This window comes from Fusicatenibacter saccharivorans, assembly GCF_027667425.1.
Taxonomy (GTDB): domain Bacteria; phylum Bacillota; class Clostridia; order Lachnospirales; family Lachnospiraceae; genus Fusicatenibacter; species Fusicatenibacter saccharivorans.
This window is the reverse complement of record NZ_JAQEGR010000005.1, coordinates 116,602-143,510: the sequence shown is the minus strand read 5'-3', so window position 1 is coordinate 143,510 and position 26,909 is coordinate 116,602. Positions and strand designations below refer to the sequence as shown.

Below are 26,909 nucleotides of genomic sequence, written 5' to 3'. Positions count from 1 at the left end.
TTTTTAGTTACTCCGCCTTAATTGCCCAGCGCATTTTCGTTGAACTTGCACGGCTGTTGCGGATGCATTCTTCTTTGGAAGGACGAATGACTTCTTTTGAATATTCGGAATAAATACCGATCTGATACAGTCCCTTCATGGACTTTTTCACAAGCCGGTCTTCGCCGGAATGGAACGTCAGAATTGCCGCTCTGCCGCCCGGAGCAAGAGCATCCGGGAGTTTTTCCATGAATGCTTCCAGAACCTCATATTCGTTGTTTACATCGATCCGCAGTGCCTGGAAGGTGCGGGCGCAGGATTTTTTGATGGCTTCTTTTTTCTCGTCTTTCGGAAGAAAATCCAGTGCTTCAGCGATCAGATCACGCAGTGTAAACGTAGTGTCAATTTTCTTTCCTTTCCGAAGTGCCCGCGTAACAGCCTGGGAAATTTCTTCTGCATACGGTTCATCGGCGTTTTCAATGAGCATGCCTTCCAGTTCATCGCGTGCAACCGTGCGCAGACGCTCGGCCGCAGAAATTCCTGCCTCCGGATTCAGGCGAAGATCCAGCGGTCCATCATATTTGTAGGAAAAGCCGCGCTCCGGATTATCAATCTGCATGGAGGAAACACCAAGATCCGCCAGAATGAAGTCAAAGGGGCCGTATTCGGCAGCAACCTGATCAATATTGGCAAAATTCTGATGAAGAATCGTTAAAATCTCAGAGCCGTACCCCTGCGCGGCCAGTCGTTCTTTTGTTTTTGCCATCTCGATCGGATCGACATCCAGCGCACAGAGATGCCCTTTTCCCTGCAGGCATGCAAGCATACGGGAGCTGTGGCCGCCGTATCCGAGTGTTGCATCAAGTCCGTTCTGTCCCGGCTCGATCTTGAGAAAATCGAGGATTTCATCTACGAGAATCGGGATATGCATGCCGGCCGGTGTGCTTCCCTTTTGGATCACATGCTCAATGGTCCCCTGATATTTCTCCGGATTCAGTTCTTTGTATTTCTCATTGTAATTCCGCGGATGTGTGCCTTTGTAGCGGACGCGGCGTTTGTGTTCTTTCTGTTCTTCCATAAAATGTTCTCCTTATACTTCAAATATATTTAATCGAACATGTGCGTTCGAATATTTTCCAGATCAATTGGTTCTCCTGTCATCGGCTGCAGAAAGTGCAGTTTCCAGGCATGGAGCGCGGCACGGGTACCGCCGTCGCGGACTCCGTAGAGCGGATCTCCGAAAAGTGGATGTCCAATAGATGCCATGTGAAGGCGGATCTGATGCGTGCGGCCGGTTTCCAGACGGCAGCACACGACGGCCCAGAAAGGATCCTGAAGGACAGCCTCGTAGTGTGTAATAGCCCACAGGCCGTTCCCTTCTTTACAGATACGCATTTTAGTGATACGTTTCCCAGACGGATCGAAAGAATCAGGGTCATCTCCTGGAATTTGCTCCATGGAAAGACGAATGGTTTCTTTTTGCGTTTCTTCGGAAAAGGGATGGTGTACCAGAGCCAGGTATTCTTTTTTCAGCGCGCCGCTCTCCCGCTGCCGGGACAGTCTGGCAGCAGCCAGCTGATTCTTTGCAAATAGTACCAGACCCGATGTATCTTTGTCAAGACGGCCGATGCAGCGGAGTTCAGAAGGCGCTGTCGGTGTTTTTAACAGGGATGCGACAGCATGTGTCAGGGAATCGAAATAATGGCCGTGGGAAGCGTGGCAGACCATACCGGATGGCTTGTCTGCGACACAGAGATCACTGTCCTCATAGAGAATCCGTACGCCGGCAGAATCACCTGATACCGGCAGAACCTGATCTTCGGAAAGGTGGGGACACTTCTGCTCATATCGAAAAGTGATCGTATCTCCAGTCTGGACGACTGCATTTGTGCGGCAGGAAACACCATTTTTCTGAATTCCATCCGGAATATATTTGGCATGGCGGATTTCACGTGGTGTCAGGTGCAGAAAACGTTTTAGAATTGTTTCCACCGACAGTCCCCCCTGTTCCGGAAGGACAAAGTGACACAGCTGCTGATAGTCAAATTGCGGCATAAAAGATTTTCTCCTCTTCACAAGTTCACATAATCATTTTATGTAAACTATATAAATACAAACAATTCAGTACGATGATGGTACACTATCTCTAGACAAAAACAGGTTTCACAGATCTCGCAAACCACGTTCTGTTTTACCGATTCGGCAAACAAAAAAATTTTATTTACAGATCCTCTAAGATCACCGTAAACGGCCCATCATTCACCAGTGATACTTCCATCTCAGCCCCGAACACTCCCGTTTCGACAACAGGAACCTGTTCCCGTGCTTTCGCGACCATATATTCATACAGTTCTTCTGCTCTGTGCGGCTCGCCTGCTTCCGTGAAGCTTGGACGGTTTCCCTTTTTACAGTTGGCATACAGGGTAAATTGTGAAACCATCAGAAGCTGTCCATCCACATCTGCCAGGGACTTGTTCGTCTTTCCATTTTCATCTTCAAAAATACGCAGTCCCAGCAGTTTTTTCATATACTTGTCTGCTGTTGCTTCATCGTCCCCCTGGCCGACACCGATCAGAACCAGAAAACCTTTCTGAATCGATCCGACAACCTTCTCTTCCACCGAAACACTTGCTCTTTTTACACGTTGTATAACAATTCTCATCTTTAAAATCCTTTCATAAAATGACCCTCCTCTTATTTTTAAGAGGAGGGTCGTTTCTCCTATGTTCTGTTTTGATCAGGTGCTGAAAATCTTGCGGATTCCCGCTTCTTTAACTTCAATTGCCTGTTTGATCATATCTACGGTTCCATCGATACCGAATACACTGCTGTTCAGGCACAGGTCGTAGCTGTCTACCTCGCCCCAGCGTTTGCTGGTGTAGTAATTGTAGTAGCTTGCACGCTGTTTGTCGATCTTTGTGATCTTGTCTTTTGCTTTTGCATCGGAAAGATCATACAGCTTTGCGATACGGCGGATGCGATCCTGCATATCTGCTTTAATAAAGATGCTCAGCACGTTCGGATTTTCCTCCAGTGCATAATCTGCACAGCGGCCTACGATGACACACGGACCGTCCTGCGAAATCTTCTTGATGGCATCAAACTGTGCCAGAAATACCTTCTGGTTCAGCGGCATATCCATCATGGTAGATCCATAGCCGAAGGAGTAACTGTCCATAACCAGAGAGTATAAAAAGCTGTTGGTTGGTTTTTCATCGTGGTTTTCGAACAATTCCTGGCATAATCCGCTGTCCTTTGCTGCTCTCTCCAGCAGCTCTTTGTCATAGTACTTAATTCCCAGGTCATCCGCTAAAATCTTACCAATGGAATGTCCGGCGCTTCCGTACTGACGTCCAATCGTTATGATAGTTTTCATATAATCCGCTCCTTTCCATTCCGTCACAATAATCTGCTTTCACAGATGTAGTAACTCGCGTTTTTTCGTTACATCCAGTATACTACAGAATTCACAGAAAGTACAGAACATTTTGATAAAACTTATACAAATTAACTATATACTTTTTAAAATATCATTCTTTTTAAGCGGTTTCAGACATTTTTTCGAAACTGCAGCAACAGATTGGAAAAATATTCCGGAATCGGCGCCTCAAACTCCATATAGGCACCGGTCCGTGGATGGATAAATCCAAGTACCATCGCATGCAGCGTCTGTCCCTGCAGGTTTTTCACCGGGCATTTCTTCGGGCCATAAACCGCATCGCCAAGCAGCGGATGCCCGATACTTGCCATATGGACACGGATCTGATGCGTCCGGCCGGTTTCCAGCTGGCATTCAATATACGTATAATTTCCAAGGCGTTCCAGCACACGGTAATGTGTGACCGCCGGTTTTCCGTTCCGTTCATTAATCGCCATCTTTTTCCGGTCTGTCGGATGGCGGCCGATTGCACCGCGCACGGTTCCCTCGTCCTCTTTCAGATTCCCATGGACAATTGCCCGGTACTTTCGGGTAATGGAATGTACAGAGAGCTGTTCTGCGAGGCTCTGGTGGGCGAAATCGCTCTTACAGATAACCAGGGCACCCGTTGTGTCCATATCGATTCTGTGGACGATTCCGGGGCGCAGAACGCCGTTGATGCCGGAGAGATTTCCGCGGCAGTGATACAGAACCGCATTGACCAGTGTTCCGCTGCTGTGGCCTGCCGCCGGATGTACGACCATCCCCTTGGGCTTATTGACGACCAGAAGATCATCATCCTCGTACAGAATATCAAGCGGAATGTTTTCTGGATCCACGTTCAGTTCTTCCGGTTCCGGCAGAAGCACCAGAACGGCATCACCGGCGGCAACCTTACTGCTTGCTTTCTGCGTTTTTCCGTTGATCGAAACCTTTCCGTCTTTTAAAAGCTTCTGCAGAAAAGAACGGGAACAGTCCGAAAAAGATGCGGCCAGGCACTGATCAATCCGTTTTCCGTCAAAATCCGGTGTAACTTCCAAAATCCGTTCTTCTTCAGCCATCGGACTCCTCCTTTTTGGCGTTTTTATGCAGAAATGCGAAGTCTTCGTCCTTGTAGTACAACAGATACAGCAGTAAAAAGACAGCGACCGATACGGTGACATAAATATCAGCTACGTTAAAAACCGGAAAGTTGATCAGCGAAACGTAGATGAAATCAACGACATAGTGATTCAGAAAACGATCGTAAAAATTTCCGACCGCACCAGCCGTCAGAACAGTCAGCACGGCAAAAAGCGGTAAAAAGCGGCGTGTCTTTGGAAGCTTGTAAAAGACGATCACCATGACGATCAGAAACAATACCGTCATCATAGCAAACAGCCAGTACTGATCCTGCAGAAGTCCGAATGCCATACCGCGGTTTTCCAGATAAAACAGCTCCAAAACCCCTGGAATGAGCTCGATCGACGGCTGGTCCTTCAGATACTGCACTGCCAGTGATTTTGTATACTGATCTGCTGCAAGCAGAAGGACAATTGCTGCCGCGCAAACCAGATAAACGGCCAGCGGAGAAAGTTTTTTACTCTTCATCGATCAGATCTCCATTAATAGAATTGATAGCTTCCAGCATTTCTTCATCTGTAACCGTGCGGTCCACCACAGCATGGCCGACAGACTCCAGAAGGATGAATTTGATCGTACCCTGTTCCATTTTCTTGTCCGATTTTGTTGCAGCCAGAATATCTTCCGATTTCAGGCCGTCCACGGTGATTGGCAGATAGAAACCGACGTTCATATCACGAATCTCGTAAAACTCTTCATCGGAGAGATAACTTCTCTTGTAGGAAATATAGGCAGCAGCAACGGTTCCAAGTGCAACGCACTGGCCATGGAGCAGTTCGAAGTTTTTGAGCTTTTCAATGGCATGACCGATCGTATGGCCAAGATTTAAAACGGCACGCTCTCCCTGTTCTGTTGGGTCATTTTCTACAACCTGGCGTTTGATATCGCAGCATTTCTGGATCATTTTCGTTAATACCGGCTCAATCCGCTCTTCGATCTCAGACATGTGATTGATGGTCCAGATGTAGAATTTTTCATCGCGGATCAGACCTGTTTTCAGGACTTCTCCCATACCGCAGGCAAACTGTTCGCCGTTCAGGGATTTTAAGGTTGCCATATTCATATAGACAAGACGTGGATGATGGAATGCACCGACCATATTTTTGTACTGGTCGAAATCGACGCCCGTTTTTCCTCCAACGCTGGAATCTACCTGTGCAAGCAGTGTCGTCGGAAGCTGGATGAAATCAATGCCGCGCAGATACGTTGCCGCCGCATAGCCGGTCAGATCCCCAACGACACCGCCGCCGAGTGCGAATAAAATGTCTTTTCTCTCAAAGTGGTTTTCAATCAGATGCGTGTACAGATCTTTGACGGTATCCAGATTTTTGCTTGCTTCACCAGCCGGGAAAACAAATGCGGTTACGGTCTCAAACAGCGGGGACAGTACATTTTTTACCTCTTCCAGATACAGTTCTGAAACCGTGCTGTCTGTGACAATGCAGGCCTTTTTTGCAGGGAGTTTTAAGTTCTCCACACAGCCGGCGAGGCGTTCGTAGCTGCCGTCCCAGACAATTTCATAAGAAAATTCAGTAGATGTGCCTTCTCTTTTAACGGTAAGTGTTTTCATAAATTATGCCTCCTGTATGTTCTTTCATGAAAAAAGCATCAGAATCCTGCATCTGATGCTTTTCCTTTGTTACTAAGTAAATCAATAATTGATCCAGTAGATCCATTTTAATTTACTGCAAAGATAATTTTCTTTAATAATCGGTACGGATATTTGGAAGATCAAAAGCTCCGCTTAAGATATCCTGGATGTCGCCGGAAATTTCTACACTGGACGGTGTCAGGATGAAAATATAGCTGGAAACTTTCTGCAGACTTCCGCTCATGCAGTAGCATGCACCACAGCAGAAATCAATGATTCTCTGGGCAATATCCACATCAATGCCTTCTAAGTTAAGGACAACGGTACATCCGGCCAGAAGCGTATCCGCGATTTCACGGGTATCCTCCATGGAAGCCGGTTTGATGACGCATACTTCCATATTTAATGCACCTGCTTTCTTTCTCATTGGAGTAACTTTCGAGGAAACCGGAGCAGCTGGCTTTGGAGCTCGTGCAGCAGCAGCCTGGCTTGAAGCGGTGGTCTTTGGCGCCGGCTGTTTACGCGGTGCAGTGTGAACCGGTTTCGCCTGCGGCTCTTCCTCTTCGTCCTCATCCTCGTTCTCCAGTTTACGGAAGAAACGTTTCTTTGGTTTTTCTTCTATATCATCGTCTTCTTCATCGAAGAAGCTATCCGAATCAGCATCCTCTTCCTCGTAATCGTCGTTCAGCCGGATGGCATCCAGAAATTTGTCTAAAACACTCATTCTTATACTCTCCTATTTTTAGTCCTGTGGCATTTGGCCAGACAGCCGTGCAGAATGCGCGGGGTCACTCTTCTTGGAAAGACTTCCTGTTATCTTTTACTGTAATCCCGTTCGCCAAAGACTCCGGTTCCAACCCGTACTAAAGTGGCGCCTTCTTCTACTGCTACTTCGTAATCGCCGGTCATGCCCATGCTCAAAATGGCCATACGTACATTATTAATGTTTTTGGCGGCAATGTCAACACTTAATTCCTTTAATTTGCGAAAAACCGGACGATTTTCTTCTGGATCTTCCACATACGGTGCAATGGTCATAAGTCCCTCCACATGAATTGCCGGAAGTTTTGCGATTTCTTCAATCAATGGAAGGGTTTCCTCTACGGAGACACCAAACTTGCTTTCCTCGCCGGCAACGTTTACCTCGATCAGGATCGGGATTTCGCAGTTGTGCTTTACCGCTTCCTCACTGATCGTTTTTGCCAGACGAAGAGAATCGACAGAATGAATCAGGGCAACTTTTCCTGCAATGTATTTTACTTTATTCCGCTGCAGATGACCGATCATGTGCCAGTGGATATCCTTTGGCAGCACTTCCTCTTTTTCTGTCAGCTCCTGCACTTTGTTTTCACCGAAATTGCGTTCGCCAAGATCATAGATTTCGGAAAGCATTTCGACCGGTTTTGTCTTGCTGACCGCAATCAGGGTAACTTCCTCCCGGTTCCGTCCGGCTCTTTTGCAGGCTTCTGTAATTTTCTTCTGGACTTCTTCATAGTTCTCTTTCAGCATATCTTTCTAACCTCCAGTATTTAATGCACAATATCTTCTTCACTGACGGTGGATGCATTTTCCACAATATAATCATACTGCGAAATGCCGTATTGCGTTTGTTTTTTTATGATAGAATACTCCGCATTCTGATCGATGATCTGAATTTTGCGGAATACAGCATATCCTTTGTTGATGCAGTAAACACCCTGCAGCGGAACCGTTTCTCCAATCTGATACGTTGTGGCGGAATCCTGTGCACGAAGTATATCTCCATCATTAAAAGCGGCCATGTCGACGTAATATTCGACCGGATTATCATTTTCATCATTGACCTGCTCATAGATCGTGGCGTTTACAAATTCTGTCACCGGCTGTCCGTTATCATCCAGCATGACATTTCCTTTTTTATCGGTCTTTTCCCGCAGGAAACCGGAAGAATTGCTGTCTCCGCCCTGTACGAGCATCTGCGCCGGGATTTTATAGAAATCTTTTTCCGTGATGGCAGTATTTGGAATTTTCAGTCCGCTTCCAGTGTTTGTGACCAGCTCTATTGAAAGAAAACGGTCTTCCGCATAACGGATCATCCCGCTTGTAAACGAAATGACAGCATAGTTCTGATCGTTAATGGACTTTAGATTCAGTGTTCCCGTCTGTGTTTTTCCGTCTTTCAGAAATTTAACTTTTATCGTACTGAAATTGGAAAGTGTAACGACCTGCTTATTCGTCACCGGAACGGCAATTTCCCACTGCTCATCTGTCACCAGACGGTATACTGCATTTCCAGGCTCCGTCTGCGCGCCGGAATCAAAGGAAACCACAGAGGCTTTCGTAGAGAAAAGCTCCGGCGTAAGGCTGTCCTCCGTATAGCTTTCATATCCATCACTGCCGTAGACGACAACACCGTCCTGATCTGCATAAAATATCGTCTGTGATGAGGAATCTCCGTTTTCAGCGGCAGCGGCAAGCAGCTTTGCGGAAAGTTCTGTTTTCAGCTGATAAATGCCGGAAAAGGAACTGGAATCATAATCAGAAGAAAAACGTGCGAGCGAGGAACGAAGCGACGTTCTCGTTGCCGCATCTGCCGAAATACCAGAGGTATCGGCATTTTCTGTTGCGGAAATCCCATAAACAGCGCTTCCGCGGCTGATTTTCGATGCATTTGGGGTATAGAACTGAACATATCCGCTGCCGGAGGAAAGCTGCACACTCTCTGTCCGCATGGCGAATGCGGTATAGGTATCATTCCGGGATAAAGTTCCCTGCACAACCTGAAAAGATTTGATATGATCGGCGGTCAGGTAAAAGAAAAGTGAAACTGCCATATAGAAAAAAAGGGCTCCAAAGATGATATTTCCAATATTCAACGCTGGAAAAGGGAAACGGATTCTCGAATGCCGGCGGCTGTTCTTTTTCTGCTTAGACAAAATGTATGCTCCTTTTATTGTTTAATCCATGCGCTAAAAGGACGGTGCCGTAAGCGCCGTCCTTTGGTTTTGTCGCTATGCAATTATTATAATACAGTTTTGGTTACAGTGCAACGATAATCTTATCCTGCATGCCTTCCGGAAGCTCTTCTTTATCCATGGAGACACTTAATACGAAGGTAATGTTATACTGCTTGCCAATGCCTTCCAGCTGTTCAACACAATCTGTGATGTCCTCTCCTTCCAGTTTTGCTACTTTCAGGAAGCTGTCGAGATAAACGCTTGCGAGATCGTGGTCCTGAGAAACGATACCGCAGATAAATCCGATAAATTCATCACTGTTTTTCAGAGGATAGTCGGTTGCGGAAATCAGACGTACTTTGTTGTTTAATTCAAACATGTGCTTTGTGCTCTTGTCAATATACACGATATTTCCGTTTGCGGTTTTTACCTCTGCATTTACTTTGTCTAACAGCTGTTTTGTTTTGCCTTTTCCCTTCTTGCCTACAATTAATTGAACCATAGCAGTTTCCTCCTTAGATTAGAATAAGATATTTTCACCAAAAACCTTTAAGTTCATGGTTTAATTATAGTACAATTCACCAACGTTTTCAATGGTAAAATGAAAAAATTCTGAAAAATCTTCTAATTCGCAGGGAAAGGAGCTCTGTTTTTCTAAACGGATACGACAATCTCCCGGATAGGCAGAAAAAACGCCGTCCGGGGGATTGCAAAAAGATTACGTCAGGAGTTGATATTGGAAAGAAGAGTGTTCATGTCCTCGTACAGTTCCACTTTTGTTGATGCATGAAGAATGACAGAGATAAACGGTTCTCCGTATGCATTCTGGGATACCAGTGCCAGGCAGGAACCGGCCTCATCGGTCGTTCCGGTTTTTCCGCCGAGCACCGTCACATTTTCCGGTGCGTTTTTCTCTCCGGTCAGATATTTGTCCGTGGAGCTTAAATAGATCGTTCCCGCCGTACCGTCCGCATGCGTTATGTTCAGCGTGTAGGAAGACATTGACATCGTATTCTGGAATTCCGTATGCTGATAGGCAGCATACAGCATCAGATAAACATCATATGCAGTAGTGTAATGATTCTCATTGTGAAGACCGTGCGGGTTTGCAAAATGCGTACCGGTCATGGCAAGGGAAGCTGCCTTATCGTTCATCATCTGAACGAAATTCTCTACACTTCCGCCTACCTGGCGGGCAATCGCCATAGCAGCATCGTTGGCAGAATAAATCAACAATGCATGGAAAAGCTGATCCATCGTTACCGTATCGCCCACGGCCAGTCCACTCATCTGGGATCCATCTTCCAGCGCAAGATCCTCTTCTGTGATCGTTACCTGCGTATCCGGCTGGTTGTATTCCATGGCAAGGAGAGCCGTCATGATCTTCGTGATGCTGGCTGGGTAGACCTGATCATACATATTCTGCGCGAACAATACTTTTTTGTGATCCAGATCAAACAGTCCGGCCTTTACCTGTGAAGAAAACGAGATATCATTCAGCGGTACGCTCGTCTCACCGACACAGAGATCGGCAGAGAGCGTTTCAGCCTGAAACCGTTTTTCTGCCGAAAGCGGATCGGAGGCGAGCACCATACTTCGCGCAAACGGCTCTGTAATGTCCATCTGGCGGTCCTGACGGTACAGTTTCACACCGATCAGAACTGCAATAACAGCAACACAGACACCCGCGCCGATGATCAGGCGGTTTAAAATATGTTCGGTTTTTTCCGGAGCAGTCCCGTTTTTCTCCGTTACAGGCAGTTTCTGTTCTTTTTCTGTAGTATTAGTCGTTTCTCCGGTAGATTTCACGCCAGTCCATTTCTCCTCTGTCTAATGATTTGATCAGCATTTCTGCCGTTGCAAGATTGGTGGCAAGCGGAATGCTGTGTACGTCGCAGAGACGGATAATCCGATGGACATCCGGCTCATGCTGTTTCGGCTGTTCCGGATCCCGCAGGAAAATCACAAGATCCAGATCATTCTGTTCAATCTGAGAACCCATCTGCTGAACGCCTCCAACGTGTCCAGCCAGATATTTGCGGACGTTAAGTCCGGTTGCCTCTTCTACCAGACGGCCGGAAGTTCCGGTTGCGTAAAGAGTATGCTTGGCAAGTACCGAGCGGTAGGCGATACACAAGTTCTGAAGCAGCGTTTTTTTTGCATCATGCGCGATCAATCCGATGTTCATTGATGGTTTTCCTCCTTAGTAATTCATAGTTTCTGGTTACAAAATCCCGGTTCTGCAGTCCGACATTCAGGACAAGCCCCATTCCGATGTAAAGTGTTACAAGGGATGTCAGTCCATAGCTGACGAACGGAAGCGGTGTACCGGTGTTCGGCAGGATTCCGGTTGCAACACTGATATTCAGAAAGCTCTGAAAGGCAATGAGTCCTGCCATACCGCAGCAGATCAACGTTCCTGACAGATCTTTTGCTTTCCGGGAAGTCCGGATGCATTCGACGAGAATCAGGAACAGGAGCAGGATGATTCCGCAGCATCCAAAGAAACCAAGTTCCTCTCCTGCCACTGCAAAAATAAAGTCATTATGGTTCTGGGAAACGAAATTTCCCTTATTTGCGGAAGAAACTTTATTGTTGTTGAGTCCTTTTCCGGTCAGCTTTCCGGAACCGATGGCTGTAATGGAATTCTGCTGCTGGAGACGGCCGTCGGCGTTGTCGGCATCATCGCTTAACCAGTCCTGAATTCGCCCAAGCTGATAACCAATCGTCTTGTCAAGAGCCGCCGGAAGCTGGAAATTCACCTGCGTAATGACAAGCAGAAGCGCAAGTACCAGTGCTGAACCGGAAACCAGAACAACGGCGATAACTTTGTAGCTTAAGCCCGCCACATACATCATAAAGCAGAACAGAACCATGACCGTAATCGTATTTTTCAAATCCGGCTGACGGTAAATCATAACGAGCGGCGGAATCAGAAGCCCGATCGCGGTAAAAATGGTTTTCGCCGTATTCAGATCTTCTTCATGCTTCATCAGAAACATCGCAAAAAACATGATCAGAAAGATTTTTGACAGCTCGGTCGGCTGAAACTGAAAGCTTCCGATCTGAATCCAACGGGTCGCACCAAACGTGTTTTTTGCGGTAGAACCGCCGAGATAAAGAACGCCAAGCATCATCAGATTTCCGATGTAAAGAACCCAGTAAAAATTCAGAAGCCAGCTATAGTCAAGCAAAGAGACAATAATCATGATGACTACGCCCAATACGACTCCGATGGCCTGTTTTTTCTGGTCTGCACTGTCTGCACTTCCGATCAGAAGCACACCAATAATGCTGATGGCAATCAGAAGAATGACCAGCCGGAAATTATAATTTTTCAGCTTATATCGTCTTAACATGATACTCCTCGTTTCTTTTCAATGGTATTTTCGCTGTCAGTATGACAGGGGTTGTTTGTGTAATGGTGACGGAAATTTCATCCGCCTCAACGGTAAGGTATTTTCCTGCAGCAGCAGAAAGATCATTTTTCAGCATCTGAAGCGATGCCGGAGAACAGTTCAGACGTTCTGCCATTAAAAGATTGGACAGACGTTCTTTTGCAACGAGGCCGGAGTGCGGCTTTCTGCCTGAAAATAAACCCATACCAGTTCCCTCCTATCGCCCGAATACGCGGCGGAAAAATCCCTTTTTGCTGTCAAGATCCAAGTAGGGAACACTCTCCCCGAGGATCCTGTGGCTGATATTCGTAAAGGCTTCTCCTGCCTTGGAACCGCTTCCAGCGATCGCTTCGCCCTGGTTGGTGGCGATTACTACCTGCTCATCATCGGGCAGAATGCCGAGCAGCGGAACAGCAAGAATTTCCTGTACATCATCCACCGACATCATTTCACCGCGTTTTACCATATCCGGCCGGATACGATTGATGACAAGAGAGATATCCCTCAGATCCTGCGCCTCCAGAAGGCCGATGATGCGGTCCGCGTCCCGGATGGCCGAAACCTCCGGCGTAGTCACAACAATTGCCTTATTGGCACCGGCAACTGCATTTGCAAATCCCTGCTCAATGCCTGCCGGACAGTCAAGAAGAACAAAATCAAAGCTCTGTTTTAATTCATCGCAGAGTTTTTTCATCTGCTCGGGCGTTACGCTTGTCTTGTCCCTCGTCTGGGCAGACGGGAGAAGGTAGAGCTGCTCGTACCGTTTGTCGCGGATTAGCGCCTGCTTCATCCGGCAGTTGCCCTCCACAACATCCACAAGATTGTAGACAATCCGGTTTTCAAGGCCGAGCACGACATCCAGGTTTCGAAGACCGATGTCGGTATCTACCATCACAACTTTCTTTCCAAGCTGTGCCAGCCCGATTCCGATATTTGCTGCGGTTGTCGTCTTTCCGACGCCGCCTTTTCCTGATGTAATTACAATGACTTCACTCATCTGGAACCTCCTTGTTGAAAACTGTTCTGCATTTTCATGCCGCAGGATGCGTCCAAACCTTTGTTTAAAAACGCATCCTTTCTCTTTTGCAGCTTTCTTCCCAGGCTTCGTTTCTGCCGGAAAATTCCTTAGTCTGCTCTCACGCTTGCAACACCGTTGGAGTTTGCCTGACCGGACAGAATATCGTCTGAGAGGCCATAGTAATAATCTAAGATATCCTTAGCTACCAACTCTGCGTTCATAGAAGAATATCCAAACGGAATGCGGACGGCAAGAGCAATATCGTCTCTGCTCTCATAGTGAGAGAAGCCGATAAACAGTCCATGGTTTGCACGTGTACGGTCTTCCTGCGCGGTACCGGTTTTTCCGGAAAGCTCTACCGGCCAGGATTCCGGGAAAATGGTCGCATTGGATACGCTGATTACTTTTCGCATGCCTTCGTGTACCAGATCCCAGATGTTGGAATCAACATCCATTTCTGAATTTACCGTCGGGCCGAAATCTGCGCCCATATCGATGTCATTGCCATCCGAATCCGTTGCTTTCTGCAGAAGGGAAAGATTATAAACCGTACCGGAATTTGCAATCGTTGTGACATAGCGTGCAAGCTGTGTCGTCGTATAGTTGTTGGTACCCTGACCAATCGAGGAAGGGATCGGGAGGGAATCGGTTACATTCGGATCGGTTTCCGAAATTTCGATTCCAGTCTTTTCATCCAGCTTAAACATATCGGCATATTTCTGGATCATTTCCAGAGAGCGCTTCTGTTTAAAGGTGCCGTTCTCATCGAGTCCCAGACGATATCCAAGCGTACAGAAGAACACGTTGCAGGAGTTCTGGATGGCACCGACAATGTTCAGATCTCCGTGGCCGCTCAACTGATGGCAGTGGACATAGTCAGATTCGTTGACAAGTCCTTCCCCGAACAGACCGTTGCAGTTGATGGTACTGGTCGGAGTAATTATGCCTTCGCTTAATCCGGCAACCGCCATCAGCGGTTTAAAAGTGGAACCAGGAGCCGTCTTCTGCTGGGTTGCTTTGTTGTACAGCGGGCTGGATTCATCGGTATTCAATTTTGCCCAGTATGCGGTATCCATCTGGTTTGCCAGGCGGTTGTTGTCGTAGCCAGGATAGGAAACACAGGCTAAAATAGCACCGGTATTCGGGTCCGTAATGACAGCAGAACCGGAACACGGATCGAGTGCAAGCTGTGCCGGGGTGATTTCCAGTTTGGCGATTTTATCGGACAGAAGCTGGAACGGTGTCATATTTCCTGCAACATAAGCGGCATAATCGTCATCCTCTTTCGTCAGAAGGTTCTGATCATACATCAGATTGCAGATATCATAGCCATCGAGCATATCCTGTAGCAGCATATAGTGATACATCTTTTTTGCAAATGTTGTATTGTTTGCCAGACGGTCCAGAATAACCTCCGTCAGCTTCTGATAAACCTCCTGAGAATCCAGGTAAGCATCATCCTGCGTCAGTGCTGAGACATCAATCCAGTTCTGGCTTGCCGCATACGTCAGGTAATCACGAAGAGAAATCGTTCCGTCATTCCATGCCTGATAGGTGGCGTCTTTCTCATTAATTGCTGTTGAAGAAAGAATACCCATCGTACTGGAAAGCAGCTTATCCACGATGAAGGTCTCATATTCCTGCATTTCATCGCTGAGGTCGTTGTAAACGGTTGCTGTTTCAACGGTCAGTTCCTGCGTAATCTCGGCAAGCACCTGCTGGAGCTTCTGCTGGAACAGTGCATAGATCCGCTGCTCACGCTCCGTGGCATCCGCCGCCGAGAAATGGGAAATATCAATCGTGCTGTTTTCGATCAGTGCATTGTATACATCGTAAATTGGAATCGGAACGGCATCCGTATTGGCAAGTGTTGAGGTATCAACGGATTTTACATCACTCAGATACTGTTTCAGAATGCCGGCAATTCTCTGTTCCAGAATTTTATATACCGCAATCTGCAGGTCATAATCAATCGAAAGATAGACGTTATTTCCCTGTTTTGGCTCAACCAGGGATCCTTCTACCGTTTCCAGCTCTTTTCCGACGTTATTAACGATAATCTCTTCTGATCCGTCGGTTCCCTGAAGGATTGTCTCCATATACTGTTCCAGACCAGATTTTCCGACGATGGATTCCGTGGAATACGTTTCTTCTTTTCCCTGGCTCTTCAGCTCTTCATTCAGTTCTGTCAGCTCGTCTGAGGACGCCTGGCCCGTATAACCGATCAGAGAGGAAAAATACTTTCCGTCATAATATACACGCTCGGAATCTTCCGAAATGCTGACACCCTGCAGAACATCTTCATTCTCTGCAATCGATGCAGTTGTATTGCTGCTGACGCCGGAAGCAACTGTCACGCGGACATACTTCTGATAATTCGTCTGTTTCATCTTATAGCGGATCACCAGAATTTCCAGACGCTCCTGATTGGAAAGAGAAAGGACCGCATTTCCGGATTCGTCTGTCTGGTATGGAAGACCATACTCTTCAAAATCTTTGGCAGAATATGCGTATTTTTCATCGTCAGAATAGGCATCCAGGCCAAAGCCGTCCGGTCCGGCAAGAAATGTCATCAGCGTTTCGGCACTGGAACTCTTCTGTTCTGCCGTCATATCGTCGATTTTCTTCTGTCCATAAATGTCTGCACGGAAACGGTCGCGGGTCGTTCCCTCTTCACCTGTAAAAACAAACGCACCGTTCTCATCCACTTCAATCGGGAAGGTGCTGGTGTCAATCGAGTCTCCGTTTGCACGAATCAGCTTACAGAGACGATAGAGTTCTGCGTTCAGAGAGAGAATACGTTCTTTTGTCGTGTTGTACGTTCCGTTATCCTCGATGGTTACGGAGTAGGAAACCTTATTTCCAGCGATCAGTTTTCCGTTCCGGTCATAAATATTTCCTCTTGTACTATCAAGGGTTCTGGTTTTTGTGATTTGCAGTTCAAAATTATCCGCATACTCTTCTCCATGCACCACCTGCAGGATAAAAAGTCTTCCGATCAGGACGGCAAACATAGCAAGGAAAACCACACCAAGCAATAGGGTGCGGTTTTCACCGAGTCTGCGGAAAAGTTTTCTTATCTTCTTAGCCATGGCGACTGTTGTCCTTCCATTTCATTTTCGGTCAGTTTACGGTTGATGATAAATAAAAGCCGGTAAAGCAGAATGGAGAGCACTACCGTGTATACCATTTCCGGCAGAATAATATGCGCCAGATAATCGAAAAAGTGCAGGCGCACGCGCAGCAGGAACTGCAGCACATACATCAGCAGACTGTAGACAAGATCGCTGGCAGCGACCAGTACAATGTGTACCTTAATATCATCGTCATAGAAGACTTTGCAGAAAAAGCCGTTCAGATAACCGATATACATGTAGAGCAGTGCGTAAAATCCAAACAGGCTGCCGTAGAACAGATCAATCATCAGACCGCTGAAAAATCCGACCATCAGTCCCTCTTTTTTTCCGCGCATCAACCCAAAGGCGGACGTCAGAATCAGAAGAAGGTTCGGCGTTACGGACGCGATCTGAAAATACTGAAATACAGTTGTCTGTAACAGGAAAGCTGCAAGAATCAGAAAGGCAAGCGTGATTTTTCTGCGCATTTACTCTCCTCCCTGCTGTTTTAATTCTTTGATCACGAGAACTTCCTGAATATGTTGAAAATCCACAACAGGAATGATGTATCCCTTTTTCGTCAGGTGATTGGAGTCCTCGGTGATTTCACTGACATAGCCGATCAGAATACCGCGGAGGTATTTATCACTGATGTTCGATGTCACAATCTTTTCGCCCTCAGCTACCGTGTCGGTTGTATTCAGCTGGGAAAAGGCAAGCTTTCCGTCGCTGATCAGGCGCAGATCACCCGATACAATACACGTATCCGAGGTAGATGCTGTCATGGCGCTCACAGAACTGGAGTCATCAATGATAGAGCGGACAGTAGCGGAATTGGAACTTACCTCCTCAACAAGTCCAACAAGGCCGCCGTCTGCAATAACGTTCATATCTTTCTGAATCCCGTCATTTGATCCTTTGTTGATGACAAAGGTATCATACCAGTTGCCCGGATCCTTTGAGATGACCTGTGCTGCTACTTTTTCATATTCCGAGTAGGACTGGTCCAGCTGATACAGCTCCTGAAGACGCTGCAGCTCCTGCTGCTCCTGTACAAGCTGATTGTTTTCCTCAGTCAGATCCGTGACCTTCTGTTCAAGCTCCTCTTTCTCGGCAGACAGTTTTTTGACGTTCTGGAAACCGGTCAGACAGTCTGTCAAATACGCACCGATCTGGTTAATTCCGTTCTGAAACGGGATGATCACAAAGCCTGCGGCTTCCCGGATCGGCGTGACCGGCATTTTGTCTGCTGCACTGCCTAAAATGCCGGAGAGACACAGGAACGTCATGATGAAAAGTAAATGTTTGCTTTTTAGCTGAAATTTTTTCTTCTTATTCATAGCGGGTCCTTTTTGATAGATTTACTTCTTTTTATTTACCGTGTAAGCCCAGCGATGCAGCGCATCGTGCGTGATCAGTTCCTTGAGCCCACAGATGGTACAGAGGTCATAATACTGGGAAAGCTGCACCGGACAGCCGAGCTGTCTCGAAAGATAGCGGTCAATGTTCGGAATCCTTGTGCTTCCGCCGGTGATGTAAATACCCTCTTTCTGGATATGATCGTGGATCTGCGGCGGTGTACGCTCCAGCGCATGCTTGAGTTCCTCGCCGATCTCATTAACACCGGAAAGGAGTGCTTCGTTTACGAGGGAAGAAGTAATGATCCCTTCCATTGGAAGACCGGATGCACCATCTACGCCGCGCACCTTCCGCGCCTCTTTTTTGTCTGTTCCAAGATCCGCCAGCGCAATCTTGACACGTTTGGCTGTTTTGGAGCCAATCTGGAAATTGTTTTTGCGGCGGTTCAGATTGCATATCGATTCGTTGAACTGTTTTCCGCCTACCGGGATGATTCTGGAAAAAATAACCCTCGCGTTGGCGATAACAGAAATCTCTGTGCTCTGCGCTCCGATGTTGACAATCATGGAACCCTTCGTGCGGTTGATCGGAATGCCAAGTGCCAGCGCATCCGCGATTGGTTTATCCACAAGATACATGCGGCAGTTTTTTAAGGCTCCCTTATGTGCAATCGTATAATAAGAACGCCGTTCAATCTCTGTCATATCGCAGGGAACTGAAAAATACAGCTCCGGGCGGTATCCCATGTGGCGCGTACAGCGATGGAGAAGCGTGTGCAAAACGGCTTCTACCATCAATACATTCGCAATGCGTCCGTTGCTCATGGGGGTAATTACCTCGATATTGGAAGGCGTTCTCTCGTGCATTTCATATGCGTAATTTCCAACGGCAATCACCTGTTCGCGGTTGCGTATGGCAATCATATTTTTTTCTTTTGTGATTGTGTCTTTCTTCAGGTCATAGATTTTGACGGTACTGGTGCCAAGGTCTATGCCGTATACATTTCGAATCTGCATCGTGCTCCTTTAACTTGTTCCCTTCCTTTGGGCATTTCTGCCTCGGATTTTCGGGATCAGATTCCCTGTTCCAGCATACTGGTATAACAGTGATCCCCGATAATAATGTGATCCAGCAGGGTAATGCCGAGCATTTCGCCCGCCCGCCGGATCTGCCGTGTCACGGTAATATCGTCACCGCTTGGTTCCGGGATTCCGCTTGGATGGTTGTGAACCAGCAGAATATGAACCGCACGGAACTGCAGTGCCGCAAGAAAAAGCTCCCGCGGCGAAATCATCGTCGCATTGACCGTTCCTCTTGTGATTTCCTTTTCTCCGAGAAGCTGATTTTTTGTGTCCAGCATCATGCAGAGAAGAACCTCCTGATCCTCGTGGCGGAGACGTTCCATGTAATAATCCGCAATGGAAGCCGGATCATGAAAGCAGAGACCTTTTCTTGCTCCGGCCGCGGCCATTCGTTTGGAAAGCTCACCGATGCACTGGAGCTGGATCGCTTTTACTTCCCCGACTCCGCGGATCTGCAGAAGTTCCTGTCTTGTACAGTGATAGAGTCCTAACAGGCCCTCCTCTTTTCCGGGAAGGGAAAGAATTTCTCTTGCGAGCTCCAGGGATGTTTTTCCCCTTGCCCCACATCGTAAAATGACAGCCAGAAGCTCCGCGTCGGAAAGGCTTTCCGGGCCGTTTTCCAGGCATTTTTCATATGGCTGTTCCATCGTCGGCAGGTTTCGTAATCCATTTTTTCTCATGTATTCCTCCCACCACTCTTCCGGGAATTTTCATGGAATACATTGGTTTGAATCACCCATCATTCTAGCACAACTTTCCGCAGATGTATAGGAATTATGAAAAATTCATATATTTTTTTGCAATTTCCTCTGCCGTTTTTAATCCGTCCATGGCTGCGGAAGTGATGCCTCCCGCATAGCCTGCGCCCTCTCCGCACGGGTAAAGACCGGTAAGCGACGGACTTTCGAGCGTTTCATTTCTTACAATGCGGACCGGTGACGAGGTACGCGCTTCCACGCCGGAAAGAACGGCGTCCGGACGGGAAAAGCCGTGGATTTTCCGCTCAGATGCACGAATGCCTTCCACAAGGGAGTCTCCGATAAACGTCGGAAGAACTTCCAGCAGATTGGCGAAAGTCCATTCTCCGCAGATGGAAGGGGTTACCTCTCCAAGTGCTGTAGAAACTCTGTTTTCACAGAAATCACCAAAAAGCTGCACCGGAACTTTGCCTTTTCCGGCTTCCCACGCAGCGTGTTCAAGCGCTCTCTGGAATGCCACACCATCGAGTACGTCCGGCGTTCCCTCTACATGGTACGGGCGGTAGTCTTCCGGTGTTACGGTGACAATCATAGCGCTGTTCGCATTTTTACCTTCCCGGTCAGAATAACTCATACCGTTGACGCAGGTGCGTTCCGCTTCCGAGGATGCGTTGACAACATAGCCGCCGGGACACATGCAGAATGAGTACACACCTCTTCCGTTTTCACACTGATTGGTGAGCTTATACGGTGCTGCCCCAAGGAAATCCGGTGCCTCCGGTCCGTACTGATCCTCCGTGATCATCTTCTGCGGATGCTCAATGCGGACGCCGACAGCGAAGGATTTTGCTTCCATGGAGATCTTATTTTCGCAGAGTTTAAAGAAGGTATCGCGTGCAGAGTGGCCGATCGCAAGGACTGCAGTCTCCGCGGCAATCTTCTCGGTTTCATTGACGGTTACAGAAGTGAGTCTGCCGTTTTCAATCCCAAAGTCCGTCACTTTTGCTCCGAAACGGACTTCTCCGCCCCATGCCTCGATCTTTTTCCGCATCGTTGTCACAATTCCGATGAGCTGATCGGTGCCAAGGTGCGGTTTCTGATCGTACAGAATTTCTTCCGGTGCCCCGCATTCCGTGAAGATCCGGAGTACCTCACGGTTTCTGCCGGATGGATCCTTCACCGAAGTGTTTAATTTTCCATCCGAAAACGTACCGGCGCCGCCCTCTCCGAACTGTACGTTCGATTCCGGGTTCAGAACGCCGGTTTTCCAGAACGCATCGACACTTTTCTTTCTCTGTTCTGCAGATTCGCCGCGCTCCAGAACGAGCGGACGGTAGCCATGCTTTGCGAGAACATAGGCACAAAAAAGTCCTGCCGGACCGCTTCCGATAATAACCGGCCGGTGAACAAGAGTCTGTTCTCCAGATTTTGGGAACACATATGGCTTTTTCTCCGCTTTTACGATCTGGTTATTTTTCGCCTTCCGCAGTACGGCATTCTCATCTTTTACTTTTACATCAAGCTGATAAACGTATTTTAATTCGGATTTCTTTCTGGCATCAATTGAGCGGCGTAAGAGCTCAATTTCCTGCAGATCGTGTTTTCCGATTTTCAGTGTTTTTCTTATTTTCTGTTCCAGTTCCTCCTGTGTGTGGGTGACTGGAAGCTTTAATTGCTGTATCCGAATCATGAATGTTCTCCTGCTGCAGCTCTTCCGGCTGCACTTCCGCTGGACCAGGCCCACTGGAGATTGTAGCCGCCGCAGACGCCGTCGACGTCCAGGGCTTCTCCCGCAAAGAAAATACCAGGGTGCTGTACCGATTCCAGAGAATCCGTAAGCTGGTCGAGCGTGATGCCGCCCGCACACACCTGGGCTTTTCCAAAGTCGGTCTGGCCGGTGATCTGTAAACGATATGATTTGATGGCGCCTGCCATTTCTTCCGGAATCTTTTTCTTTCCGATCAGAACCGGAATGAGTTTTTCCGGAAGAAGGCCGATCAGAAGCTCTTTTGGCGCTTTATACGGGCAGATTTCCTGCCGTCTGACAAATTCTGCAGTAAGCTCCGATTCCGTCAGTTCCGGAAAGAAGTCTACGAGAAGTTCAGCGCGTTTTTTCTGCATGCAGGCGCGCACAGCGAACCGGGAAATCTGGAATACCGGGATGCCGGAGACACCGTAGTCGGTAAGCTGCAGCTCTCCCTGTTCCGTCAGAACCTCCTGATTTTCAACCAGAAGCGTAATCTTCGCGCGCACCCGAACACCCGCCCAGGAGGAAAACTGGTTTCCTTTGCAGCGGAGCGGGCAGAGGGCCGGGAAAAACGGAATCGAAGCGAGCTGAAGCTGATCGGCAAATCGAAGTGTATCTCCGTCGGAACCGGCGATCTGGGAAGCACAGCTTCCGCAGCAGATGATGACGCTGTCAGCCGGGTACTGCCATCCTTCGGTGCGCACCAGATAACCATTTTCGGCTTTTTCCACTGCAACAGCCGTTTCCCGTGTCTTGATTTTTACCTTTCGGAATCTGGCTTCCAAAATCAGCAGCTCAAGAACGGACTGTGCCTGCTCGCTGGCCGGATAAAGCCAGCCTTCACGGCTCCGGATGCGGATGCCGAGCTGTTCAAAAAACTGTTCGGTGTCCTGTTCGGTAAACTGTTCGAGAACCCGTGATGCACGCTCCTGATTTCCCGTGCGGTAGCACGATGCATCCTGATAACGATTGGTAAAATTACACCGTCCGTTTCCGGTCGCAAGAAGCTTTCTGCCCGGTTTATCGTTCTTTTCCAGAACGGTGACCGCGGCACCGAGACGTGAGGCCCAAATTGCCGCCATCAGTCCGCTCGCGCCGCCGCCGATAATTACCACATTTTTTGCCATTATAATGTCACCATACCGGCATCGACGAGTTTCTGAAGACTCATCAGAATACCGAATTTTGCGTGCTGCCACGTAAGCCCACCCTGAAAATAGACAGCGTACGGCGGTTTGATCGGGCCATCGGCAGAAAGTTCAATGGAAGAGCCCTGCACGAAAGCGCCAGCTGCCATGATAACTGGGCTGTCGTAACCTGGCATATCCCAAGGTTCCGGGGAAACGAAGCTGTCGACCGGGGCAGCTGCCTGGATACCCTGGCAGAATGCGATGACGCCTTCCGGTTTTCCAAAGGTTACCGCCTGAATGATGTCGTGACGGCTCTCGGTTCCGTTTGGAACAACGGCAAATCCCAGTTTCTCATAAACATTTGCAGCAAAGACAGCACCTTTTAATGCCGCTGCGGTAACGGTCGGTGCCAGGAAGAATCCCTGGTAGAAGGAACCGTTCACACCGAGTGTTGCGCCAACCTCTTTTCCAAGTCCCGGGGAGAGCAGACGGTATGCTGCATTTTCCACGTACTTTTTCTTTCCAACAATGTAACCGCCGGCCGGAGCCAGTCCGCCGCCCGGGTTTTTGATCAGGGATCCGACCATCAGATCTGCACCGACATTGGTCGGTTCAATCGTCTCCACGAACTCGCCGTAGCAGTTATCGACCATACAGATGACATCTGGTTTGATATTTTTAATAAATGCAATCAGTTCACCGATGCGGGTAACAGAAAGCGTCGGTCTGGTCTGATATCCTTTCGACCTCTGAATCGTCACCATCTTTGTCTTTTTGTTGATGGCATTTTTGATTCCTTCGTAATCGAAAGAGCCGTCCTCTTTTAAATCTACCTGGCGGTAAGTTACGCCATATTCCGCAAGAGATCCGACGGACGGGCGGATGCCGATCACTTCCTCAAGGGTGTCGTACGGTTTTCCAACAGGAGAAAGCAGTTCGTCGCCCGGGCGGAGATTTCCGGAAAGCGCCGTTGCAAGCGCATGGGTTCCGCAGGCGATTTGCGGGCGTACCAGTGCATCCTCAGTGCCGAAGCACGTTGCATAGACCTGCTCCAGCGTATCACGTCCCAGGTCATTGTATCCGTATCCTGTGGTTCCATATAAGCATGCCTCGCTGACCTTGCTTGCCTGCATGGCGTGGATGACCTTTAACTGGTTGTATTCTGCGATTTCATCAATTTTTGCAAAACGCTCTTTTAATTCTTCCTCAATTTTCGTTCCAAATGCGAAAACCTCTTTGGAAATGCCAAGTGTGCTGTACATAGCAGCTTTTTCTGTCAACATGATTGTTCTCCTTCTTCCTTTGCATCGGCCGAAACGATTTCGTTCCAGCGATCCAGCATATATGATAATATTTTTTCTTCGTCGTAGTCAAAATCCGGCTTGTTCAGCCAGATCACATCCTTTTCCCGTCGGAACCAGGTCAGCTGCCGTTTGGCAAAATGACGGGTGTCCCGCTTGATGATATAGACGGCCTCCTCCAGCGTGCATTCGCCCGCAAGATACGGGAACAGTTCTTTGTAGCCCAGTCCCTGCATGGAGACAAGATCTCTTGTGTATCCCATTTCTTTCAAACGGAAAACTTCATCAACCAGTCCGTCGCAGATCATCTGATCGACGCGCCTGTCAATGCGGTCATACAGAATCGAACGTTCGTCGTTCAGCACAAAATAAGCAGAACAGTACGGAGATTCCTTCTGCTTCTGCTCCTCGTTGTGCTCCGAAATCTTCTGTCCTGTCTCGTGATAATATTCCAGCGCCCGGATTACACGTTTTACATTATTCGGGTGAATCGTCTCCGCGGAAGCAGGATCAACCTCGGAAAGTTCCCGGTACAGTTCTGCCGCGCCTTCCTCCGTTGCTGCTTTTTCTTCCAGCTGTTTCCGGATCGGCAGTTCACCGTGCGATTCCGTAAAATCAACTTCTTTTAAAAGCGCCTGGATATAAAAGCCGGTGCCGCCCGTCACGATCGGAATCTGTCCGGCGGCGTATATTTTTTCCATCGCTTCATGCGCCAGTTCCACAAACTTCACGACGTGAAACTCTTCGGAAGGATCGAGCACATCGATCAGATAATGCGGAACGCCGCACATCTCCTCCGGGCGGATTTTGGCAGATCCGATATCCATATGGCGGTAGACCTGCATGGAATCCGCGGAGATAATGGCCCCATTCACCGCTTGGGCAAGCGAAATCGACAGCTTCGTCTTGCCGACAGCGGTCGGACCGGTCAGGATAATCAAAGGTTTTTTCAAAAAAATCACCTACACAATTCTCTTAAATTTCTTTTCCAGTTCCCGTTTCGAGAGGGAAATGATCGTCGGCCGGCCGTGCGGGCAGTGATACGGATCTTCGAGCGTCAAAAGCTCGGCAATGAGCTGCTCCGCCTCTGCATAGGAAAGATGATTGTTGCCCTTTACGGCGGCCTTGCACGACATCGTCGCCAGACGGTCTTTTAAAATCTCCAGCGGCTTTTCGCGGACCTCCTCAAGATTGTCGAGAATCTCGATAAACAGCTCCTCCGTCGCAATACCGTACAGGTTGTGCGGCACGGCGTTGATCGCATAGTCTTTTCCGCCGAACGGGGAAATTTCGTAGCCGAAGGACTGGAAAACGTCCATGTAACGGGTCACAAGATCTGCTTCCTGCGGCGTTAAGGAGACGATCAGCGGAGGACTCACCATCTGGGAGGTGACGTTCTTTTCCCGGTAATTTTTCATCATCCGCTCGAACAGTACCTTTTCGTGCGCGGCATGCTGATCGATGATGTAGAGATTCTCGCCGTACTGAATCAGCCAGTACGTATCGAAAACTTGGCCGATGATGCGGTGCGATTTCTCTGCCTCCGGGGTAAGAAACTGCTCATCAAAGAGCTGCATCTGGCCTTCTGGCTCAGGCGAAGCAGATACAGATGAGGATTCTTCCGGCATGGAAGATACCGTTGGAGCTACATCTGGCTCCTGCTGATGCTGTATTGCGTCCGCGTTTGAGAGGTCTGCCGTCTTTGGCACGTTTCCTGCCCCCGGCTCAAACAGTTCTTCCTCTTCCCGCGTCATTCCCGTCATCTGCTGAACCGGCACATACGTTTTCGCTGCGCGGTATCCATTTCGTTCCACCTCCGGGAAAATTGGCATTCTTCTGCTCTGGCTGGAAACCGGCTCCACCGGAAGGGACTGCCGTGCAAAGCCTTCTTTTACCTGCCGTTTCTGCTCGAACGGTTCCGGAACAACAATCTGTTCTTTCCGTGCCGCTTTTTCCTCTGCTTTCCGTTCCCTGTCGGAAGAAAGCGAAACCTTCACAATCTGCTCCCTGTGATTCAGCGCACCTGAGATCATATCGCGCATCTGGCGGTAAATCTCCTCCTGATGAGAAAAACGAAGTTCCATCTTCGTCGGATGCACATTGACATCCACCGCCTCTCCATCCATCTGGACATAGAACAGCGTAAACGGATATTTATGCTGCATCATCGATGTTTGATATCCGTCCTCAATCGCACGGGCGAGCAGCTTGCTCCGCACATACCGTCCATTCACGTAATAATTTTCAAAATTCCGGTTTCCCCTCGAGATCACCGGTTTTCCGATAAAGCCGTCGATCGTCATCAGCGGGCTTTCCGAGTGAATCTCGATCAGCTCCCGCGCGATGTCGCGGCCGTAAATATTATAGACCAGTTCTTTTAAATTCCGGTTGCCGCTCGTATGGAGCTTCACCTGTGAATTCACCATATATTTAAACGAAATCCCCGGGTGCGACAGCGCAAGCTGCTCCACAACGGAAGTCACCGCATTCGCCTCCGTAACCGGCGTTTTTAAGAATTTCTGACGAGCCGGCGTGTTGTAAAAAAGATTCCGGACCAGAAAGGTTGTTCCGGTCGGGGCACCGACCTCCTCATTGGCCTTCTCCGCGCCGCCCTCAATCACATACCGCGTTCCCGTCAGCGCATCCGGCGTTTTCGTAATCATCTCGATCTGCGCAACCGCCGAGATACTCGAGAGCGCCTCGCCGCGGAAGCCAAGAGATGCAATCTGCACGAGTTCTTCCACGGAACGGATCTTGCTCGTCGCGTGGCGCAGAAAAGCGAGCGGCACCTGTTCGGCCGGAATGCCGCTTCCATTGTCCGTGATCCGCACCAGCGAGATACCGCCGTCGCGGATTTCCACGGTGATCGCCGTCGCACCGGCGTCCATTGCATTTTCCACCAGCTCCTTTACCACGGAAGCCGGCCGTTCCACGACCTCACCGGCCGCAATTTTATCGATCGTATTCTGATCCAGTACTGCTATGGTAGCCATGTTGTTCCTTTCTGTTTCGGA

Annotated in this window: 26 protein-coding genes; all 26 read right to left on the bottom strand. The window is 48.5% G+C overall.

Annotation, left to right across the window (positions count from 1 at the left end; translation table 11 throughout):
* Positions 1–7: 7 nt before the first annotated feature.
* A complete protein-coding gene (gene rsmH, locus PGS38_RS06405) occupies positions 8–1,057 on the bottom strand; it encodes a 16S rRNA (cytosine(1402)-N(4))-methyltransferase RsmH (protein WP_118640611.1) in 1,050 nt (349 codons plus the stop codon).
* Positions 1,058–1,086: 29 nt separating this feature from the next.
* Entirely contained in the window at positions 1,087–2,034 is a 948-nt protein-coding gene (locus tag PGS38_RS06400) for an RluA family pseudouridine synthase (RefSeq protein ID WP_118640612.1), read from the bottom strand.
* Positions 2,035–2,200: 166 nt separating this feature from the next.
* On the bottom strand, positions 2,201–2,641 hold the full coding sequence (gene dtd, locus PGS38_RS06395; protein ID WP_022462865.1) for a D-aminoacyl-tRNA deacylase: 441 nt from the start codon (positions 2,639–2,641) through the stop codon (positions 2,201–2,203).
* 75 nt (positions 2,642–2,716) lie between these two features.
* Positions 2,717–3,355, bottom strand: a complete 639-nt coding sequence (locus tag PGS38_RS06390; protein ID WP_117508930.1) for a cytidylate kinase-like family protein — start codon at positions 3,353–3,355, stop codon at positions 2,717–2,719.
* A 173-nt stretch (positions 3,356–3,528) separates the two neighbouring features.
* Positions 3,529–4,458, bottom strand: coding sequence for an RluA family pseudouridine synthase (locus PGS38_RS06385; protein ID WP_118640613.1), 930 nt, complete (start codon positions 4,456–4,458; stop codon positions 3,529–3,531).
* Positions 4,451–4,987 (bottom strand): signal peptidase II, encoded by a 537-nt coding sequence (gene lspA / locus PGS38_RS06380; protein WP_022462862.1) that lies wholly within the window; start codon positions 4,985–4,987, stop codon positions 4,451–4,453. The genes PGS38_RS06385 and lspA overlap by 8 nt, the downstream gene beginning before the upstream one ends.
* Positions 4,977–6,089 carry a 3-dehydroquinate synthase gene (gene aroB, locus PGS38_RS06375; RefSeq protein WP_055217839.1) on the bottom strand — a complete coding sequence of 371 codons (1,113 nt, stop codon included), beginning with the start codon at positions 6,087–6,089 and terminating at the stop codon, positions 4,977–4,979. The genes lspA and aroB overlap by 11 nt, the downstream gene beginning before the upstream one ends.
* A gap of 133 nt (positions 6,090–6,222) precedes the next feature.
* Complete coding sequence (locus PGS38_RS06370) at positions 6,223–6,834, bottom strand: cell division protein SepF (protein WP_055217838.1); 612 nt, start codon at positions 6,832–6,834, stop codon at positions 6,223–6,225.
* Positions 6,835–6,923: 89 nt separating this feature from the next.
* A complete protein-coding gene (locus PGS38_RS06365) occupies positions 6,924–7,619 on the bottom strand; it encodes a YggS family pyridoxal phosphate-dependent enzyme (protein ID WP_022462859.1) in 696 nt (231 codons plus the stop codon).
* Positions 7,620–7,639: 20 nt separating this feature from the next.
* Positions 7,640–8,923 (bottom strand): biotin/lipoyl attachment domain-containing protein, encoded by a 1,284-nt coding sequence (locus tag PGS38_RS06360; protein WP_147398221.1) that lies wholly within the window; start codon positions 8,921–8,923, stop codon positions 7,640–7,642.
* 205 nt (positions 8,924–9,128) lie between these two features.
* Positions 9,129–9,548, bottom strand: coding sequence for a hypothetical protein (locus PGS38_RS06355; RefSeq protein ID WP_022462857.1), 420 nt, complete (start codon positions 9,546–9,548; stop codon positions 9,129–9,131).
* A gap of 221 nt (positions 9,549–9,769) precedes the next feature.
* Entirely contained in the window at positions 9,770–10,855 is a 1,086-nt protein-coding gene (locus PGS38_RS06350; protein WP_243104895.1) for a D-alanyl-D-alanine carboxypeptidase family protein, read from the bottom strand.
* Positions 10,830–11,234: a methylglyoxal synthase gene (gene mgsA, locus PGS38_RS06345; protein WP_022462855.1), complete on the bottom strand. Its 405-nt coding sequence runs from the start codon at positions 11,232–11,234 to the stop codon at positions 10,830–10,832. Before mgsA ends, PGS38_RS06350 begins: the two co-directional genes overlap by 26 nt.
* Positions 11,209–12,405 carry an FtsW/RodA/SpoVE family cell cycle protein gene (locus PGS38_RS06340; RefSeq protein WP_022462854.1) on the bottom strand — a complete coding sequence of 399 codons (1,197 nt, stop codon included), beginning with the start codon at positions 12,403–12,405 and terminating at the stop codon, positions 11,209–11,211. The genes mgsA and PGS38_RS06340 overlap by 26 nt, the downstream gene beginning before the upstream one ends.
* The gene (locus PGS38_RS06335; protein WP_022462853.1) at positions 12,389–12,649 is read right to left on the bottom strand and encodes a cell division topological specificity factor MinE; all 261 of its coding nucleotides are present in this window, start codon (positions 12,647–12,649) and stop codon (positions 12,389–12,391) included. Before PGS38_RS06335 ends, PGS38_RS06340 begins: the two co-directional genes overlap by 17 nt.
* Before the next feature lie 12 nt (positions 12,650–12,661).
* Positions 12,662–13,441: a septum site-determining protein MinD gene (gene minD, locus PGS38_RS06330; RefSeq protein WP_022462852.1), complete on the bottom strand. Its 780-nt coding sequence runs from the start codon at positions 13,439–13,441 to the stop codon at positions 12,662–12,664.
* 128 nt (positions 13,442–13,569) lie between these two features.
* Entirely contained in the window at positions 13,570–16,554 is a 2,985-nt protein-coding gene (locus PGS38_RS06325; RefSeq protein WP_118640614.1) for a penicillin-binding transpeptidase domain-containing protein, read from the bottom strand.
* Positions 16,539–17,066 (bottom strand): rod shape-determining protein MreD, encoded by a 528-nt coding sequence (mreD, locus tag PGS38_RS06320; RefSeq protein ID WP_022462850.1) that lies wholly within the window; start codon positions 17,064–17,066, stop codon positions 16,539–16,541. Before mreD ends, PGS38_RS06325 begins: the two co-directional genes overlap by 16 nt.
* Positions 17,067–17,918, bottom strand: coding sequence for a rod shape-determining protein MreC (gene mreC, locus PGS38_RS06315; RefSeq protein WP_055228139.1), 852 nt, complete (start codon positions 17,916–17,918; stop codon positions 17,067–17,069).
* A gap of 21 nt (positions 17,919–17,939) precedes the next feature.
* On the bottom strand, positions 17,940–18,953 hold the full coding sequence (locus PGS38_RS06310; RefSeq protein WP_118640615.1) for a rod shape-determining protein: 1,014 nt from the start codon (positions 18,951–18,953) through the stop codon (positions 17,940–17,942).
* A 56-nt stretch (positions 18,954–19,009) separates the two neighbouring features.
* Entirely contained in the window at positions 19,010–19,699 is a 690-nt protein-coding gene (radC, locus tag PGS38_RS06305) for a RadC family protein (RefSeq protein ID WP_022462847.1), read from the bottom strand.
* Between the two features lie 94 nt (positions 19,700–19,793).
* Positions 19,794–21,407, bottom strand: coding sequence for an NAD(P)/FAD-dependent oxidoreductase (locus PGS38_RS06300; protein ID WP_118640616.1), 1,614 nt, complete (start codon positions 21,405–21,407; stop codon positions 19,794–19,796).
* Complete coding sequence (locus PGS38_RS06295) at positions 21,404–22,591, bottom strand: BaiN/RdsA family NAD(P)/FAD-dependent oxidoreductase (RefSeq protein ID WP_173827227.1); 1,188 nt, start codon at positions 22,589–22,591, stop codon at positions 21,404–21,406. The genes PGS38_RS06300 and PGS38_RS06295 overlap by 4 nt, the downstream gene beginning before the upstream one ends.
* Positions 22,591–23,877 carry a methionine gamma-lyase family protein gene (locus PGS38_RS06290; protein WP_055228136.1) on the bottom strand — a complete coding sequence of 429 codons (1,287 nt, stop codon included), beginning with the start codon at positions 23,875–23,877 and terminating at the stop codon, positions 22,591–22,593. Before PGS38_RS06290 ends, PGS38_RS06295 begins: the two co-directional genes overlap by 1 nt.
* Complete coding sequence (miaA, locus tag PGS38_RS06285) at positions 23,871–24,848, bottom strand: tRNA (adenosine(37)-N6)-dimethylallyltransferase MiaA (protein ID WP_117509148.1); 978 nt, start codon at positions 24,846–24,848, stop codon at positions 23,871–23,873. Before miaA ends, PGS38_RS06290 begins: the two co-directional genes overlap by 7 nt.
* Positions 24,849–24,857: 9 nt before the next feature.
* A complete protein-coding gene (gene mutL, locus PGS38_RS06280) occupies positions 24,858–26,888 on the bottom strand; it encodes a DNA mismatch repair endonuclease MutL (protein ID WP_118640617.1) in 2,031 nt (676 codons plus the stop codon).
* Positions 26,889–26,909: the final 21 nt, after the last annotated feature.

Coding starts and splice junctions, on each gene's coding strand:
- lspA (WP_022462862.1), bottom strand. CDS start 4,987: ATGAAGAGTAAAAAACTTTCTCCGCTGGCCGTTTATCTGGTTTGCGCG.
- PGS38_RS06295 (WP_173827227.1), bottom strand. CDS start 22,591: ATGGCAAAAAATGTGGTAATTATCGGCGGCGGCGCGAGCGGACTGATG.
- mreD (WP_022462850.1), bottom strand. CDS start 17,066: ATGCGCAGAAAAATCACGCTTGCCTTTCTGATTCTTGCAGCTTTCCTG.
- PGS38_RS06385 (WP_118640613.1), bottom strand. CDS start 4,458: ATGGCTGAAGAAGAACGGATTTTGGAAGTTACACCGGATTTTGACGGA.
- PGS38_RS06310 (WP_118640615.1), bottom strand. CDS start 18,953: ATGCAGATTCGAAATGTATACGGCATAGACCTTGGCACCAGTACCGTC.
- mgsA (WP_022462855.1), bottom strand. CDS start 11,234: ATGAACATCGGATTGATCGCGCATGATGCAAAAAAAACGCTGCTTCAG.
- PGS38_RS06365 (WP_022462859.1), bottom strand. CDS start 7,619: ATGCTGAAAGAGAACTATGAAGAAGTCCAGAAGAAAATTACAGAAGCC.
- PGS38_RS06340 (WP_022462854.1), bottom strand. CDS start 12,405: ATGTTAAGACGATATAAGCTGAAAAATTATAATTTCCGGCTGGTCATT.
- rsmH (WP_118640611.1), bottom strand. CDS start 1,057: ATGGAAGAACAGAAAGAACACAAACGCCGCGTCCGCTACAAAGGCACA.
- PGS38_RS06360 (WP_147398221.1), bottom strand. CDS start 8,923: ATGGCAGTTTCACTTTTCTTTTACCTGACCGCCGATCATATCAAATCT.
- PGS38_RS06390 (WP_117508930.1), bottom strand. CDS start 3,355: ATGAAAACTATCATAACGATTGGACGTCAGTACGGAAGCGCCGGACAT.
- mreC (WP_055228139.1), bottom strand. CDS start 17,918: ATGAATAAGAAGAAAAAATTTCAGCTAAAAAGCAAACATTTACTTTTC.
- PGS38_RS06300 (WP_118640616.1), bottom strand. CDS start 21,407: ATGATTCGGATACAGCAATTAAAGCTTCCAGTCACCCACACACAGGAG.
- dtd (WP_022462865.1), bottom strand. CDS start 2,641: ATGAGAATTGTTATACAACGTGTAAAAAGAGCAAGTGTTTCGGTGGAA.
- minD (WP_022462852.1), bottom strand. CDS start 13,441: ATGAGTGAAGTCATTGTAATTACATCAGGAAAAGGCGGCGTCGGAAAG.
- mutL (WP_118640617.1), bottom strand. CDS start 26,888: ATGGCTACCATAGCAGTACTGGATCAGAATACGATCGATAAAATTGCG.
- aroB (WP_055217839.1), bottom strand. CDS start 6,089: ATGAAAACACTTACCGTTAAAAGAGAAGGCACATCTACTGAATTTTCT.
- PGS38_RS06290 (WP_055228136.1), bottom strand. CDS start 23,877: ATGTTGACAGAAAAAGCTGCTATGTACAGCACACTTGGCATTTCCAAA.
- PGS38_RS06355 (WP_022462857.1), bottom strand. CDS start 9,548: ATGGTTCAATTAATTGTAGGCAAGAAGGGAAAAGGCAAAACAAAACAG.
- PGS38_RS06370 (WP_055217838.1), bottom strand. CDS start 6,834: ATGAGTGTTTTAGACAAATTTCTGGATGCCATCCGGCTGAACGACGAT.
- PGS38_RS06335 (WP_022462853.1), bottom strand. CDS start 12,649: ATGGGTTTATTTTCAGGCAGAAAGCCGCACTCCGGCCTCGTTGCAAAA.
- radC (WP_022462847.1), bottom strand. CDS start 19,699: ATGAGAAAAAATGGATTACGAAACCTGCCGACGATGGAACAGCCATAT.
- PGS38_RS06325 (WP_118640614.1), bottom strand. CDS start 16,554: ATGGCTAAGAAGATAAGAAAACTTTTCCGCAGACTCGGTGAAAACCGC.
- PGS38_RS06400 (WP_118640612.1), bottom strand. CDS start 2,034: ATGCCGCAATTTGACTATCAGCAGCTGTGTCACTTTGTCCTTCCGGAA.